This is a genomic window from Curtobacterium sp. PhB136 (genome assembly GCF_004346855.1).
In the GTDB taxonomy this organism is placed as follows: Bacteria; Actinomycetota; Actinomycetes; order Actinomycetales; family Microbacteriaceae; genus Curtobacterium.
The window spans coordinates 174,091-189,218 of sequence record NZ_SMGH01000006.1; the positions used below are offsets into that span (position 1 = coordinate 174,091).

At 72.9% G+C, this 15,128-nt stretch carries 11 protein-coding genes; 6 read left to right on the top strand and 5 right to left on the bottom strand.

All coding sequences use genetic code 11. The features are described 5' to 3' along the window. Positions 1-47 precede the first annotated feature (47 nt). Positions 48-1,046 (top strand): phosphotransferase, encoded by a 999-nt coding sequence (locus tag EDF27_RS10265; protein WP_132048647.1) that lies wholly within the window; start codon positions 48-50, stop codon positions 1,044-1,046. 78 nt (positions 1,047-1,124) lie between these two features. Here EDF27_RS10265 and EDF27_RS10270 read toward each other — a convergent pair whose 3' ends face one another. Together EDF27_RS10270 and EDF27_RS10275 are read right to left on the bottom strand one after the other, a co-directional pair. Beyond that, positions 1,125-4,376 carry an ATP-dependent DNA helicase gene (locus EDF27_RS10270; RefSeq protein WP_243698299.1) on the bottom strand — a complete coding sequence of 1,084 codons (3,252 nt, stop codon included), beginning with the start codon at positions 4,374-4,376 and terminating at the stop codon, positions 1,125-1,127. Then, positions 4,373-7,528 (bottom strand): UrvD/REP family ATP-dependent DNA helicase, encoded by a 3,156-nt coding sequence (locus EDF27_RS10275; RefSeq protein WP_165931441.1) that lies wholly within the window; start codon positions 7,526-7,528, stop codon positions 4,373-4,375. The genes EDF27_RS10270 and EDF27_RS10275 overlap by 4 nt, the downstream gene beginning before the upstream one ends. A gap of 160 nt (positions 7,529-7,688) precedes the next feature. On the opposite strand from EDF27_RS10275, the gene EDF27_RS10280 reads away from it, so the two are divergent. Next, complete coding sequence (locus EDF27_RS10280) at positions 7,689-7,910, top strand: DUF3107 domain-containing protein (RefSeq protein WP_123654093.1); 222 nt, start codon at positions 7,689-7,691, stop codon at positions 7,908-7,910. Positions 7,911-7,917: 7 nt separating this feature from the next. Continuing rightward, positions 7,918-8,235 (top strand): hypothetical protein, encoded by a 318-nt coding sequence (locus tag EDF27_RS10285; protein WP_132048651.1) that lies wholly within the window; start codon positions 7,918-7,920, stop codon positions 8,233-8,235. Positions 8,236-8,292: 57 nt separating this feature from the next. On the opposite strand, the gene EDF27_RS10290 is transcribed toward EDF27_RS10285, so the two are convergent. Continuing rightward, complete coding sequence (locus EDF27_RS10290) at positions 8,293-9,009, bottom strand: ferritin-like fold-containing protein (protein WP_243698300.1); 717 nt, start codon at positions 9,007-9,009, stop codon at positions 8,293-8,295. A gap of 83 nt (positions 9,010-9,092) precedes the next feature. Between EDF27_RS10290 and EDF27_RS10295 the strand changes: the two genes are divergently transcribed. Then, a complete protein-coding gene (locus tag EDF27_RS10295; RefSeq protein ID WP_123654095.1) occupies positions 9,093-10,586 on the top strand; it encodes a DEAD/DEAH box helicase in 1,494 nt (497 codons plus the stop codon). A gap of 93 nt (positions 10,587-10,679) precedes the next feature. Here EDF27_RS10295 and EDF27_RS10300 read toward each other — a convergent pair whose 3' ends face one another. After that, the gene (locus tag EDF27_RS10300; RefSeq protein WP_123654096.1) at positions 10,680-11,552 is read right to left on the bottom strand and encodes a PHP domain-containing protein; all 873 of its coding nucleotides are present in this window, start codon (positions 11,550-11,552) and stop codon (positions 10,680-10,682) included. Between the two features lie 68 nt (positions 11,553-11,620). On the opposite strand from EDF27_RS10300, the gene EDF27_RS10305 reads away from it, so the two are divergent. Both EDF27_RS10305 and EDF27_RS10310 read left to right on the top strand, forming a co-directional pair. Further along, a complete protein-coding gene (locus EDF27_RS10305) occupies positions 11,621-13,105 on the top strand; it encodes an aminopeptidase P family protein (RefSeq protein ID WP_123654097.1) in 1,485 nt (494 codons plus the stop codon). Positions 13,106-13,114: 9 nt separating this feature from the next. Next, positions 13,115-13,606: a GNAT family N-acetyltransferase gene (locus tag EDF27_RS10310; RefSeq protein WP_243698301.1), complete on the top strand. Its 492-nt coding sequence runs from the start codon at positions 13,115-13,117 to the stop codon at positions 13,604-13,606. Between the two features lie 508 nt (positions 13,607-14,114). Here the strand turns inward: EDF27_RS10310 and EDF27_RS10315 are convergent. After that, complete coding sequence (locus tag EDF27_RS10315) at positions 14,115-15,056, bottom strand: general stress protein (protein ID WP_132048653.1); 942 nt, start codon at positions 15,054-15,056, stop codon at positions 14,115-14,117. Between the last annotated feature and the right edge of the window lie 72 nt (positions 15,057-15,128).

Consider the following 15,128-nt stretch of genomic DNA (forward strand, 5'->3'; position numbering starts at 1 on the left):
GCGTGGCGCGCACCGATCCAGACGTCGGCGGACCTACCCTGTGGGGCATGGCGGGATCCCAGTTCACTCTAGCGGCGTTGGCGACGACGGCCGTGCCCGGACTCGTCGTCACGGGCACGCGCACCCTCGGCTCGGTCGCGGCCGGTGACTACGAGTCGGCGGTCCTCCGCGACTCGGACGGCATCGAGTCGGCGATCCGCCGCCCCCGGAACCAGCGGGCCGAAGCGCGGCAGTCGGCCGACCTCCTCGCGATCCGTGCGCTGAGCGCCGGGATCAGGTCGCGCCTCCCGTTCGCGGTCCCCGAGTACCGCGGTCAGGCGCCGATCGGCTCGACCCGCGCCATCGTGACCGGGTTCGTCCCCGGCAGCCACCCGTCGCTCGGCGCCCTCGGCGAGCGTCCGGACCTCGCCACCAGCGTCGGTCGTGCCGTCGCGGCGATCCACCTGCTGCCGACCAGCTTCGTGACCGACGCCGGCCTGCCCTCCCTCACCCCCTTCGAGGTCCTCCGTTCCGCCGTGTCCGTGATGGACCGTGCCGTCGCGACCAAGCTCGTGCCGGCCGCGCTGCAGGACCGCTGGGAGGGCGCCGCGCGCGACCAGCAGCTGTGGCAGTTCACGCCGACCGTCGTGCACGGTGCACTCGGCCCAGACGTCCTGCTCGTGCAGGGCGACGACGTCACCGGTGTCCTCGGCTGGGGCGAGCTCCGACTCGGCGACCCGGCGAAGGACCTGGCGTGGGTGCTCGCCGGCCGTCGCGACGCCTTCGACACCGTGCTCAGCGCCTACGAGGCGAACGGTGGCGGCCGAGACCGCCAGCTCGCCCAGCGGGCCCGGGTCTACCACGAGCTCGAGACGGCGCAGTGGCTCCTGCACGGCGTGCAGGCGAAGAGCACCTCGGTCGTCGACGACGCCGTCGCGATGATGCACCGTCTCGTCGACGCGGTGCACGCACCGTCGGCAGCGCCGCTGCAGTCGGTGTCGCCGGAGACGATGGAGATCGGCGAGGTCGAGCAGCTGCTGTCCTCGACCGAACGTCGGCACGGCTGACGCGGCCGTTCCGGCACTCTCGGCTTCTCCGGCATTTCCGGCCTGGAGGCACGGTGCGGGTCCGTCCCGCGCGTCGCGTCAGCCGATCGCGGCGTCCCAGGCGCGTTCGAGCCCGGCACGGTCGAGCAGCTCCGCCGGCCGGATCTCCAGGTCGTCCGCCACGAAGTAGAACACCGCGTCGACGTCCGCGATCGGGCGCCCGGTGAACTCGGCGTAGGCGACGCGGTACAGCGCGAGCTGCAGCTGCCGGCGTTCCAGGTCGGTCGCTCCGGACGGTGCCTTGCCGGTCTTCCAGTCGACGACCTCGATCCGCCCGTCGATCTCGTAGACCGCGTCGAGCTTGCAGACCACGCTGTGCCCGAGGAACGGGATGTGGATCTCCCGCTCCACCTCGACCGGGGTCAGGCCCGCCCAGCGTGACCGGGCGAAGGTCTCCTGGAACTCGCCGAGACGCCGGGCGTCGTCGTCGCTGACCGCCGCGTCGGGAGCGGCCGACTCGTCCGGGTCGGCGTCCAGCTCGCCGTCCCACACGTCGAGCAGTTCCGGCGATCCGAGCGTCTCGAGCGCCCCGCCGGAGCGCGCACGGAGTTCTACCCACTGGTGGAACAGGGTGCCGAGCCGGGTGGCGCGGTAGGGGCGCTCGGGCATCGGCCGGCGCAGACGCTCCGCGACGGCGTCGGGCTCGGTGAGGTAGTCCTTGAACCCGGAGGCCGGCACCCGGTGCGGGACCACCACGCGGTGCTTCGCGGACCGGGCAGCGCGGCGCTCCGCGAGCAGCAGGTCGATGTCCGCGGCGAAGCGTCCGGCCGCACCCGGGTTCGCGTTCCGCACCCTGTCCGCGGCAGCGGCGACCCGCGGCGCACGGTTCCCGAACGGGACGTGCGGCCACTCCTGGGTCGCGCCGGCGTCGCCGAGGGGGTTCTCCTCGTGCTCGGTGGTCTCCGGGATCCGGTCGGCTGCGACCACCCCGGCGTCGACGAGGTCCGCGAGGTACCGGCTCGGCTGCATCGGCTTCACCCCGCCGGCCCAGAACGAGCCGCTCACCAGCAGCTCGTGGCGCGACCGGGTCAGCGCGACGTACGTCAGCCGGCGCTCTTCTTCCTCGTTGCGGGCCTTCACCTCGTCCTTGAAGGCGTCGATCGCGAGCGTGACGTCCTTCTGGGCGTCGTGCCCCCGCCAGTCCAGGCGCGGGAGCTCGTCCGCGTCGCCGCGGAACTCGTACGGGAGGCGTCCGAACCCGATCCACCCCGATGACCCTTCCTGCGGGCGGGCGGGCAGCGCACCCTCGACCATCCGGGGGACCGCGACCGCGTCCCACTCGAGCCCCTTCGAGCCGTGGATCGTGAGGATCTGCACGGTCCCGGCCTCGGGCTCCTCGGATCGGGGACCCATGTCGTCACGGCGCGCTGCCGCATCGATCCAGCCGAGGAAGGCGCCGAGGTCCGCGCGGTCGTCCGTCCCCACGAACCCGGCGAGTTCGTCGACGAAGGCGTCGAGGTACGCACCGCTCCCCTGCTCGTGCGCGGCGACCTCGATGTCGAGGTGCATCTCCTGGATCACCAGGGTGACGAAGTCGACCAGGTCCCCGGCGGCACGGGACCGGAGCGCGGCGAGCTGCTGCCCGAGCCGGCGCATCCGGTCGCGGCCGGCCGGGGTGATGCCCTGCAGGGCGCCGTGCTCGTCCGGCGCGACCGCGACGAAGTCCAGGGCGTCCACGACCGAGCCGTGCTCACCGACCGCGACCGACGCGCGGAAGGCGGCGGTCACCTCGTCGTCGAGGCGCTGCTGCGTGTGGTCCCGCTTGAACAGCCACTGCGCCAGGCCGTGCAGCGCGACGACGTCCGCCGCGCCCACCCGCCAGCGGGCCCCGGCGAGGAGCCGGATCAGGTCGTTGCCGGCGGCCGGGTCGTGGAGCACCCGGAGGCAGGCCACCAGGTCGACGATCTCCGGACGCTGGAGCAGTCCCCCGGTGCCGAGCACGTGGTACGGCACTCCCCGCTGCCCGAGTGCCCCGGTGAACGCCGCGAGGTCCTTCCGGGCACGGAGGAGCAGCGCCATCGAGCCGCCCTGGTTCCGGCGGCGGTGGTCCTCGAACCAGGCGGCCACGGCGGCCGCTTCTTCGGGCAGGGTCTCGGTGAAGACGGCGTGCACGACACCGGCGTCGGCGCCGGGCCGTGGTGACAGGCGCTCCACGTCGACCTCGGACGCTTCGGACAGGGGCGCTACGACGGCGTTGGCCCCGGCGAGGACGTCGACCGGGTTCCGCCAGCTCGTCGAGAGGGCGAACGTGCGCGGAGCGGCGGCGCCAGCGTCGCCAGCGTCGCCAGCGCGTCCGAAGTCCCGCGGGAACCGGGCGAGGTTCGCCGCGCTCGCGCCGCGGAACCCGTAGATCGACTGGTGCGGGTCCCCGACGGCCATCACCGGGTGGTCGTGGAACAGCCGTGCCAGGAACCGGGTCTGCACCACGGAGGTGTCCTGGTACTCGTCGAGGAGCACCACCCTGAACCGCCCCCGGAGGTCGTCGACCACGCGCGGTGCGGCCTCGGCGGCGGCGAGGGCCAGCGCGATCTGGTCGGAGAACTCCACGAAGCCGCGGTCGACCTTCTGGCGGCGGAACTCCTCGACCAGGTCGGTCAGCGGCTCCAGTGCACCGATCGCCGCCACGGCCGCGGTGATCGCGGCGTACGGCTTCCCGCGGTTGCCGGGGAGCTCGAGCAGCTCGGAGAACTCGATCGCGAAGCGCCGGAGCCGCTCGGGCTCGACGAGGTGCTCCGACGCTGCTCCGGCGAGCGCGACGACGGCCGCGGTGATCGTGTCGACGTTGCGGTCGAGGCCGGCGAGCCGGTCGTCACGGGCGGCGACCACGACCCGGCGTGCCAGCTGCCACGCGGACGGTTCGGTGAGCACCTGGGACTCGCCGTCGCGCCCGACCAGCAGCGCGTTCTCGCGGAAGACGCTGTTCGCGAAGGCGTTGTACGTGGACACGGTCGGGGCTTCGAAGGCGTCGCCGGCCGTGATCAGGCCGGCGTCCTCGAGCGCCCGGATCCGGTCGTTGATCCGGATCGAGAGCTCCCCCGCCGCCTTGCGGGTGAAGGTGAGCCCGAGGATCTCGTCCGGGCGCACGTGGCCGTTGGCCAGCAGCCAGACGACCCGCGACGCCATGGTCTCGGTCTTGCCGCTGCCGGCGCCGGCGACGACCAGGGCCGGTGCGAGGGGTGACTCGATGACGGCGCGCTGCTGCTCGGTCGGGCGCGGACGGCCGAGTGCGTCGGCGATCGCGTCCGCGCCGTGCCGGACCAGGACGTCGTCCTCGAGCAGTTCGTCGGTCACCACGTCACCTCTCCCACCACGTGGATCCGGCACTCGACACCGGTGCGTGCCTTCTCGCAGTGGTCGTCGACGTTGGCGACGAACGTGCGGCCGGCCATGCCCCTGGCGACCTCGTGCAGCCGTTCCCGGTAGGACTCGCGCGCGTCGGGGTCGAACGCGTGCTGGGTCCGCTCCGAGTAGGCGTGCCCGCCCTTCGGGTTCTGCACGAAGACGAGCCGGGCATCGGTCATCGGCGATCCGGCCGGGACGCCCTCGACCGCGCCGTCCTCAACCGCGAGCTGGTAGGCGCCGAGCTGCGGGTGCTCGGGCATGTCGTTCTTCTCGCTCGGCATGCTCCGGCCGGTCTTCAGGTCGACGACGCTGACGCGGCCGTCGGGGTCGATCTCGATGCGGTCGATGCTGCCGCGAACCCGCGCCGGGCCGGTGACGAGTGCGAACGAGGTCTCGGCGCCGAGCAGCTGCCGTCCGGCGCTGGCGAACGTGCGCAGGTAGTCGCTGAGCCCCTCGATCATCCGACGCGTCCTGGCGCGTTCACGGTCGCCGATCCACGGGGACTCGAACGTCAGCTCACCCCACCGGGACTCGACCCGTTCCCACAGCGACTCGACGTCGATCTCGGTCGCGTGCTCCATCGCCTCGTGCACGATCGTGCCGATGCCCATCGCCGGGCTCGGTGCGCCGCCGCCGAACGTCTGCACGAACCAGTGCACGGGGCACTCCTCGAAGGTGCCGATCCGCGACGGGGAGACCCCGACGGTGGGCGGGACGAGGTCGCCGCTGACCGGGTCCTCGACGGCGTCTCCGTCCAGGTCGACGAGCGGGTCTTCCGTCGTCGGCTCGGCGGTGCCGTACCAGTCGTCCGGCGATGCGCCGGGGACCTCGGCCTCGGCCAGGCGCGCGAGTGCGGAGGCCGCCTCGTGGTCACCGGTCGCCACCACCCGACGGCGGAGCGAACCCGCGAGCCCCCGGAGTGAGAGCGGGTGCGCGGTGGGCTGGCGGTCCGGCGGCACGGGCACGAGCCGGACGAACGGGGACGGGGACTCGTCGTCGTTGGCGATCGTCCCGATGACCACCTGGGTCGTGGCGCGGGAGACCGCCCGGGCGAACAGCCGGAGCTCGTCGGCGATCACGGCGGCGCGGTCGTCCACGACGTCGTGGTCGGTCCCGGCAGCGGCGCGGACCAGTCCGTCGGGGTCGAGGAGGCTGCCCCGGACCCGGGTGTTCGGCCACACGCCGTCCTGCAGGCCGAGCACCACGACGACGTCGCACTCGAGCCCGATCGTCGCGGACGGGGTGAGCACGCGGACACGCCCGGCGGTCCGGTCCGGACCGATGCTGTCCTCGGGCAGGTCGGCTCCGAGCAGGTCGTCGACGAAGACCCGCGCGGGGGCGTCCGGCGTGCGCTCGACGAAGCGCTTCGCCGCGGTGAACAGCCCGACCACGGCGTCGAGGTGCCGGTCGGCCTCGCCGGCACCGACACCACCCGCGAGCGACTGGCCGCCCCAGATGCCGGCGAGACCGCTGCGCTCCCAGAGGCCCCAGAGGATCTCCTCGATGCTGGCACCGGACTCGGCGTCGGCGCGGGCCTGGACGAGGCTCCGGGCGAGGCGGGTGGCACGGCGGGCGAAGGCGGCGTCGACGGTGACGAGCCGCTCCGGAGCCCCGAGCGCGTCGACGAGGAGTTCGTCCGCGGTGCGGGTGCCGCCGCCGGCCAGTTCTTCACGCCGGAGCGCGAGCCGGAGCCGCCGCATCGCGAGCGTGTCGAGCCCGCCGAGGGGACCGGTCGCGAACGCGGTCGCGAGGTCGGCGTCGAGCGGCAGCACCCCCAGCGAGACCGCCGCGGCGTCGATCAACGACCGGGCGGCGGAGTCGTCGCGGGGTCGGGTCGGCGCCGCACCCGCGGTGGCGGGGACCTCCGCAACGGAGAGGGCACGGACGAGTTCGGGGATGGCCGCACCACTGCGCGTCACGACCACCATGCGGTGCCACGGGACGCCGTCCATCAGGTGGTGCTCGCGCAGGCGACGGGCGACGGCGACCACGAGCGCGGAACGGCTGCCGCCCTCGAGGTGCAGCACGGAGTCCGGCCGGCCGTCGGTGTCACGGGCGAGCGCGGTCCGCTGCCGCCCCGCCGCGGCAGCCCCGACGCGTCCGGTGATCCCGCTGACGAGCGCCCGGATCGGCGCGGGGTGCCGGTGCACGGTCCCGAGCACGACGTCCTGCACGTGCGCGACACCGAGCCGGGACGCGAGCCGGCCGAGGACGTCGGGCTCTGCACCGCGGAAGGCCGACGCGGCGATGTCCGGATCGCCGAACGCGACGACCTGGACGCCGGAGCGGGCCAGCGCACCGAGGAGTGCGATCTCCCCCTCGACGAGTTCCTGCGTGTCGTCGACGACCACGAGGCGCAGTGCGGCCACCGCGGGCGGGAGTTCCCCGCGGAGCACGGCGGCGGTGGCGAAGGCGACGAGCTCCGCGGCGTCGAGGCTCGTCGTCCGGAAGGCGGTCAACGCGGCCCGGTACTCGTCCACGAGGTCACCGACCGCCCGCCACTCCGGCCGGCCCTTCTCGTCCGCGAGCTCGCGCATGTCGTCCGGTTCGACGCCGGCGGCGACCGCCCGCATCATCACGTCGCGGAGTGCGGTCCGGAACCCGGCGCGTTCCCGGACGACGGCGGTGATCGGCTGCGGCCAGTCCGGGCCGGTGCCGTCGGTCTCGTGGCCGGCGAGCAGGTCAGCGAGGATCCGGTCCTGTTCGCCACCGGTGAGGAGGGTCGGCGCGGGCTGACCCTGCGCGGCCGCGGCGAACGCGACGATCTGGAAGGCCAGGGAGTTCACGGTGCGGGCGAGCGCGCCGGGCGTGACCCGTTCGACCGTCACCGCGAGGTGGTCACGGAGCGCGGTCGCCGCGGTGCGCGAGGACGTCAGGGCGAGCACCGTCGCGTGGCCGTCCGGGGTGATCGCGTCGGGGCGCCGGAGCCGGGTGGCGACGAGGCGGGCGAGCGTCGAGGTCTTGCCGGTGCCGGGAGCGCCGATCACCGCTGCGTGCACGCCGTCGGGCAGCGCGAGCACCGCTGCCTGCCCGGGGTCCGCGACCAGCGCGCGGGACACCTGCGTCGGCGCGGGTGCTGGCGTCAGCGTGGTCGTGGGCACGTCCGTACCGTACCGAGGGCGACCGACAACTCCGGTGACCGACCGGCGGTGCGCCGGACGCCGGACTCCGCACGCCGTGCGCCGGACGCCGTGCGCCGTGCGCCGTGCGCCCAAGGCGAACGGAGGGTCCCGCCGAACACGGCTCGGATATGGTGAGCACGTGGACATCAAGATCGGCATCATCAACAGCCCGCGCGAGATCGCCTTCGAGACGAAGCAGACCGCGGAAGAGATCGAGAAGGCCGTCTCCGAGGCGCTCGCATCCCAGACGCACCTCGCACTGCAGGACGAGAAGGGCCGCAAGTACGTGGTCGCCGCCGCAGCGCTGGCCTACGTCGAGTTCGGCTCCGAAGAAGCCCGCCGCATCGGCTTCGTCGCGTAGCACCGGCGTGGAACTCCTCTTCGCGATCCTCGGCGGCCTGATCTGCGGTGCCATCGCGCACGTGCTGCTGCCGTTGCGCTCGACGCGTGGTCAGCTGCTCGGCCCGACGGTCGGCGGGATCACCGCCGCCGTCCTCTGGGAAGTGCTGACCTGGGCCGGCTGGCAGTACGACGCCACCTGGATCTGGGTCGTCGCACTCGTCGGCGCGGGGGTCGTCGCACTCGCCGCGGAGTGGCTGCTCGGCCGACGCCGCACCGCGAACGACGCCGCCTTCTACGAGGCCGTCAAGAACCGCGGCGGCGCCGGAGCGACACGCCGCGCCTGAGCAGGCCGGACACTGCTGGCGGCACTGCCCGCGGTGCTGCCAGCAGCAGCGCCGCGCTCAGGCCGTGAGCCCGAGGGCGTCCATCCGCCGGGTGTGCGTCGCGATCAGCTCGGTCCAGACCGGCTCCAGCCGCGACTGGTCCTCGCGAGCGTGCGACGCCAGCGCCGACCGTGCGACGAGCAACGTGTCACCCACGAGCCGTCGTCCCCACATCGCCAGCCGGGACGACACCTGCGGTTCTTCGTCGATGCGCGCGCTGAGCTCGTCGACGACGGCCGCTTCTTCGCGCGCGTCGAACACGCCCTGCAGCCGCTGCTGCACGTCGTTCGGCAGTGAGCGCAGCAGGTTCGCGAAGAGGTCGTTGAGGATGCCGGCGGTGACGTAGCCCGTCAGCATCGACTCGTACCAGTCCGCACCGCTCGTCCGGTCGAGGAACAGGTCGATGGCTTCCCGGTGCGGCGCCATCAGCTCGGCCGGGTCGGCTCCGGTCCGCTCGATCTCGGCGACGATCGACCGGTGCCGGTCGAGCGCGGTCGTGGCGAGCACGCCGGTGACCAGCCGTCCGGACAGGGTCGGCGCCGACGCTCCGGCGCGGCCCATCGTCTCGTACAGCGAGAGCTGGAGGTAGGCGGCCTGCCCGAGGTAGACGTCGAGCTCGGGGCTGACGTCGTCGAGCTGCAGGCGCTCCACCTGCGCGGGGTTCTTCGGGTTCCGCGACGCGAGCCATGCTGCTGCGAGCTGCGCCGCGCGCTTCCGGTTCCACCACGACACCACGCCTCCAGCATAGGGGGAAGGACCCGTCCGCTCCGCGCGCCGGTAGACTGGTTCGGACTCCCCGATAGGACAGGGTGACCTTTTTGACTTTCTCAGACCTCAACATCGAGCAGGACATCGTCGATGCGCTCGCCGGCAAGGGCATCATCGAGCCCTTCCCGATCCAGGAGCAGACGATCCCGCTCGCCCTCACCGGCCAGGACATCATCGGCCAGGCCAAGACCGGGACCGGCAAGACCTTCGGGTTCGGCCTCCCCCTCATCCAGCGTCTCGGCGCCGACCCCGCCCACGGCGTGAAGGCCCTCGTGGTCGTCCCGACCCGTGAACTCGCGGTCCAGGTGACCGAGGACCTCGAACTCGCGACCTCGAACCGCTCCACCACGATCGTCTCGATCTACGGCGGCAAGGCGTACGAAGGCCAGATCGAACAGCTCAAGGCTGGCGCGCAGATCGTCGTCGGCACCCCCGGGCGCCTGATCGACCTGCAGCGTCAGCGACTGCTCGACCTCTCCCACGTGCAGGAAGTCGTCCTCGACGAGGCCGACCGCATGCTCGACCTCGGGTTCCTCTCGGACATCGAGCGGATCTTCCAGGCCGTGCCCGACGTGCGCCACACGATGCTGTTCTCGGCGACCATGCCGGCGCCGATCGTCGCGCTCGCCCGTCGCTTCATGTCGCGTCCGGTGCACATCCGCGCCACGGACCCGGACGAGGGCCTCATGCAGGCCAACATCAAGCACCTCATCTACCGCGCGCACTCGCTCGACAAGGACGAGGTCATCGCCCGCATCCTGCAGGCGAACGGCCGCGGCAAGACCGTGATCTTCACCCGCACCAAGCGTGCGGCGGCGAAGCTGGTCGAGGAACTGAAGGACCGCGGGTTCAACGCCGCAGCGGTGCACGGCGACCTCAACCAGGAGCAGCGCGAGCGCGCGATGGCGGCGTTCAAGGCCGGCAAGCGCGACGTGCTCATCGCCACCGACGTCGCGGCCCGCGGCATCGACGTGGACGACGTCACGCACGTGATCAACCACACGATCCCGGACGACCCGGACACGTACCTGCACCGCGCCGGTCGGACCGGTCGCGCGGGCAAGACGGGCATCGCGGTCACGTTCGTGGACTGGGACGACCTGCACAAGTGGACGCTGATCGACAAGGCCCTCGAGTTCGGCATCCCCGAGCCCGTCGAGACCTACTCGTCGTCGCCGCACCTGTTCGAGGAACTCGACATCCCGCAGGGCACCAAGGGCCGTCTGCCCGGCTCGTCGTCGCACGCCGCCACGGCGGGTGCGCCGGAGCGCAGCAGCTCGCGGCCGCCGCGCCAGCCGCGCCAGTCGGACGGCTCCGGTGAGTCCGGCGACTCGCGTCCGCGTCGTCGCACCCGGACCGGAGGCTCGGATCGCCCGGCAGCGCAGGCTGCGGACTCCGCGCCCAAGGTCGAGAGCACGGGTCCGGACAGCACCGACGGTGACGGTGCCGCGACCAAGCGTCGTCGTCGTCGCCGTCGTCGCGGGGCCGGCACGGGGGGCGAGGCGACCGCCTCGTCGCCGCAGCCGGCGTCGGACGGCGAGTAGCGCCTCCCGTCCGGTCATCCGGAAGGACTTCGTGAACGCGACAGTGCCCGTGGGTCTCACCCACGGGCACTGTCGCGTTCCGGCAGCAGTCGGTCAGGCCAGGCGCGAGCCGGGGCCGACGACCGGGGCGCTGCCGGTGGCCTGCGCGAGGATCTCGTCGAAGGCGCGGCGGGACGTCCGGTGCTCGCCGAGCCGGTTCGGCTTGCCGGTGCCGTGGTAGTCGCTGGAACCCGTGACGAACAGGTCGTAGCGGTCCGCCCACTCGAGCAGGGTGCGCTTGCCGTGGGCGAGGTTCTCGCGGTGGTCGACCTCGAGGCCACCGAGCCCGGCGTCGACGAGCTCCCGGAGGGCGGCTTCGTCGATGACGATGCCCCGTGAGGTCGCTGCCGGGTGCGCGATCACGGGCACGCCGCCGGCGCCGCGGATGAGTTCGACGCCCCGGAGCGGTGTCGGGGCCTCGTGCGGTTCGTAGTAGCCGGAGGCCGGGTGCAGGATGCCGCGGAACGCCGCACTGCGGTCGGACTCGAGGCCGCGTGCGACGAGCGCGTCGGCGATGTGCGGCCGGCCGATCGTCGCACCGGGGCTGGCCTGCGCGATGACGTCGTCCCAGGTGATCGGGTGGTCCTGGCCGATGCGCTCGACCATGCGACGCGCGCGGGCGAGCCGTCCGTCGCGGATGCGGGTGGTCTCCGCGACGAGCGCGGGGTCCTCGGGGTCGACGAGGTACCCGAGGACGTGCACGCTCCGGTACCCGACACGGGTGCTCAGCTCGAGGCCGGGGACGAGCGTCAGCGGGAGCTCGCGCGCGGCGGCCGTCGCCTCGGCCCAGCCCGACGTGGTGTCGTGGTCGGTCAGCGCGACGGCGTCGAGGCCGGCAGCGGCTGCGGCCCGGACGAGCGCGGCGGGCGGCTCGGTGCCGTCGGAGACACTCGAGTGCGCGTGCAGGTCGATGAACGGGTCGGGCACGGCACAATGCTATCCACAGGTGAGCGGGTGCACAGGCCGAGGGGCTGGTGCGGTGCGATGATGGGGGCATGGCCGACACGACTCCCCGCGCGACGAGCAACCGCTCCACCACCCCCGGCTCCTCGACCTTCAAGGACTTCATCGGGTCCCAGTGGGCCGAGCGGGACCGCCCCGTGCCCGCTGCACGCGAGCAGGCGACGTTCGCTGCCGCGCGCCGGGCACGCATCTCCGAGCTGCACCCCGGACGCACGATCGTGGTGCCCGCCGGGCAGGCGAAGGTCCGCTCGAACGACTGCGACTACCCCTTCCGTCCGCACTCCGCGTTCGCGCACCTGACCGGGTGGGGAACCGACACGGTCGTCGGTTCCGTCCTCGTGATGACCCCGAACGACTCCGGGCACGACGCCACCCTGTACTTCCGCGCCACCGCCGGGCGCGACTCGGAAGAGTTCTACGCGAACCCCGAGATCGGCGAGTTCTGGGTCGGGCCGCGTCCGTCGCTGGCCGAAGTCGCTGCGGACCTCGGTCTCGCGACGGCCGACCTCGGTGACTTCGCGGGTGTCTCGGACGCCCTCGACGACTCCGTGCTGGTCGTCCGCGACGCCGACGCCGACCTCACCCGCGCGCTCGACGACCGGATCGGCTCCCCTGTCGGTGGCCTGGCCGAGTCCGACGACGCTCCCGCTTCCGACGACGTCCTGGCCCGCGACCTCTCCGAGCTCCGTCTCGTGAAGGACCCGTTCGAGGTCAACGAGCTCCGCAAGGCAGTCGACGCGACCAAGCACGGCTTCGACGACGTCATCGCCGACTTCGACGCGGTGCTCGCCCACCCCCGTGGGGAACGCATCGTCGAGGGAACGTTCAACCGCCGAGCACGCGCCGACGGCAACACAGTGGGGTACGACACGATCGCCGCGTCCGGGCACCACGCCTGCATCCTGCACTGGACCCGGAACGACGGCGCCGTCCAGCCCGGCGACCTGATCCTCATCGACGCCGGCGTCGAGGTCGACTCGTTCTACACGGCCGACATCACCCGCACGCTCCCGGTCAGCGGGACGTTCACCGACGTGCAGCGCCTGGTCTACGACGCCGTGCTCGAAGCCGCCGACGCCGCGTTCGCGATCGTCAAGCCGGGCATCACCTTCCGGCAGGTGCACGCCACCGCGATGGACGTCATCGCCCGGAAGACCGCCGAGTGGGGCTTCCTGCCGGTCTCCGCGGAAGAGTCGCTGCAGCCGGACAACCAGTTCCACCGCCGCTACATGGTGCACGGCACGAGCCACCACCTCGGCCTCGACGTCCACGACTGTGCGAAGGCCCGTCGTGAGATGTACATCGACGGCGTCATCGAGCCCGGCATGGTGTTCACGATCGAGCCCGGTCTGTACTTCCAGCAGGACGACCTGACCGTCCCCGAGGAGTTCCGCGGCATCGGCATCCGCATCGAGGACGACATCCTCGTGACCGCCGACGGTGCCGAGAACCTGTCGATCGGCATCCCCAGGACCCCCTCGGAAGTGGAGGGGTGGATCGCCCGCACCGGGCGCTAGCCTGAGCGGGTGAGCACACCCGAGGCGACACCGCAGAGCACCGCCCCGCAGCAGATCGCGATCGACGTCGAGCACTTCGACTCGCCCGACGCCATGCGGCTGCGCGCTGCCCAGCGCATCGAGATCGACAGCACCTACGGAGGGGACACCGAGCCGGGTGCGAAGCCGACCGCGGAGTCCATCGCGGTGTTCTTCGTCGCGCGGGACGCCGACGGCACACCGCTCGGATGCGGGGGCCTGCGCGTCGTCGAGGACGGCGTGACCGAGATCAAGCGGATGTACGTGCGGCGGGAGTCCCGCGGTGCGGGTGTCGCGACGGGGATCCTCCGGCGCCTGGAAGAAGCGGCGCTCGACCTCGGGTCACCGGCGCTCGTGCTCGAGACCGGCACGGAGCAGAAGCGCGCGATCCGGTTCTACGAGCGCGAGGGGTTCACCCGCATCGCGAACTTCGGCCCCTACGTCGGCGCCCCGCTCTCCGCCTGCTACTCGAAGGTCCTCTAGCGCCGGCCGCTTCTGCGGGTCCCGTGCCCCTGCCGACCGGTCGCAATACCCCGCGCTCCCCTTGCCGACCGGTCGTGAACCATCGACCAGCACCCACGCGCAGGACGACTCGTGACCACTCGGCGGTCGGCTCCGGGGTGTCGTGACCGCTCGAACTCGCGGGCCGTCCCGCACCCGCCGTCTCGTACGCGCCACAGCGCACGTGAGATCGCACTCCGTGTCGGGTCCCCGAAGGGGAAGCGACACGGAGTGCGATCTCGGCGGGAGCGCCAAGCGCGAAGCGCGGAGCGCGGAGCGCGAAGCGCGAAGCGCGGAGCGCGGAGCGCGAAGCGCGGAGCGCGGAGCGCGGGGCGCGGGCGTCGCGGGGCGCCGTCAGCGCCACAGCGCACGTGAGATCGCACTCCGTGTCGGGTCCCCGAGGGGGAAGAGACACGGAGTGCGATCTCGGCGGGAGCACGGCGCGGAGCGCGGAGCGCGGAGCGCGGCGCGGCGCGCGCCGCGCGCCGCGTCAGCGCTTGTCGTCGGGGGACGGGGCCTCGGGCGCGGAAGCGCCGGGCGCCTGCGCGTCGGGGGACGACGCCGGCGCCGGAGGCGTCGCGCCCGGGATCCGCTCCCCGTAGCGCGGGGGCTCGTCGGCACGCGGTGCCGACGGCGCAGCCGGCTGTTGCTGCGCGACCGGCTGGGCGGCCTGGCCGGACTGACCCGGCTGACCGGACTGACCCGGCGCCGCGACCTCGCCGTAGCGCGGACCGTCGTTGGTGCCGTAGCGCGGCCGCGCACCCGTGGCCGGGGCGGCGGGGCCGGACTGCGCCGGGCCTCCAGGCTGGTTGTGGGGTGTGGAGTGCCCACCGTAGGGCGACCCCTGGGGCGGACCCGGACGCCACGGCTGCTGCTGCGGCGGTCCCTGGAACTGCGACCCCGGTGCGCTCGACTGCTGCCCCGGGTTCCACGCGGCGTGCGGCGTCGCACCGGACTGGCCGAGGATCCGCTGCGCCTGCCCGACGAGCTGCGGGTCGACGATGATCTGGTAGTTCGTGGCGAGCACCTGGTGCACGCTCGTGAAGTCCCGCTGCCGCTTCGTGATCGCGAAGGAGACGATGCCGTAGAGCATGCCGAACGCGGCGCCGATGATGGCCGCAGCGAGGATGAGGCCGCCGGCCGTCGGTGAGAACAGCGTCAGCACGATGCCGAAGAAGATGCCGAGCCAGAGCCCGGACAGTGCACCGGCCAGGGCGGCACGGCCGTAGGTCATCTTGCCGGTGACGCGCTCGACGGTCTTGAGGTCGTTGCCGACGATCGAGAGCTTGTTCACCGGGAAGTCGGACTCGGCGAGCTTCGCCACCACCGCCTGCGCTTCGGGGTAGCTGTCGAAGGTGCCGAGGACGTCTCCGCGGGGCAGCGTGGGGAAGACCTGCGCCGTGCGACCGCGGAAGGGGCTCTGAGTGCTCACACAGTCATCATCCACCGTCCCCCTTGCGATCGCACGAGAACCACCGGGGAACCGGCCGGGGCATCGCCAGGG

Coding starts and splice junctions, on each gene's coding strand:
- EDF27_RS10265 (WP_132048647.1), top strand. CDS start 48: ATGGCGGGATCCCAGTTCACTCTAGCGGCGTTGGCGACGACGGCCGTG.
- EDF27_RS10305 (WP_123654097.1), top strand. CDS start 11,621: ATGGCCGACACGACTCCCCGCGCGACGAGCAACCGCTCCACCACCCCC.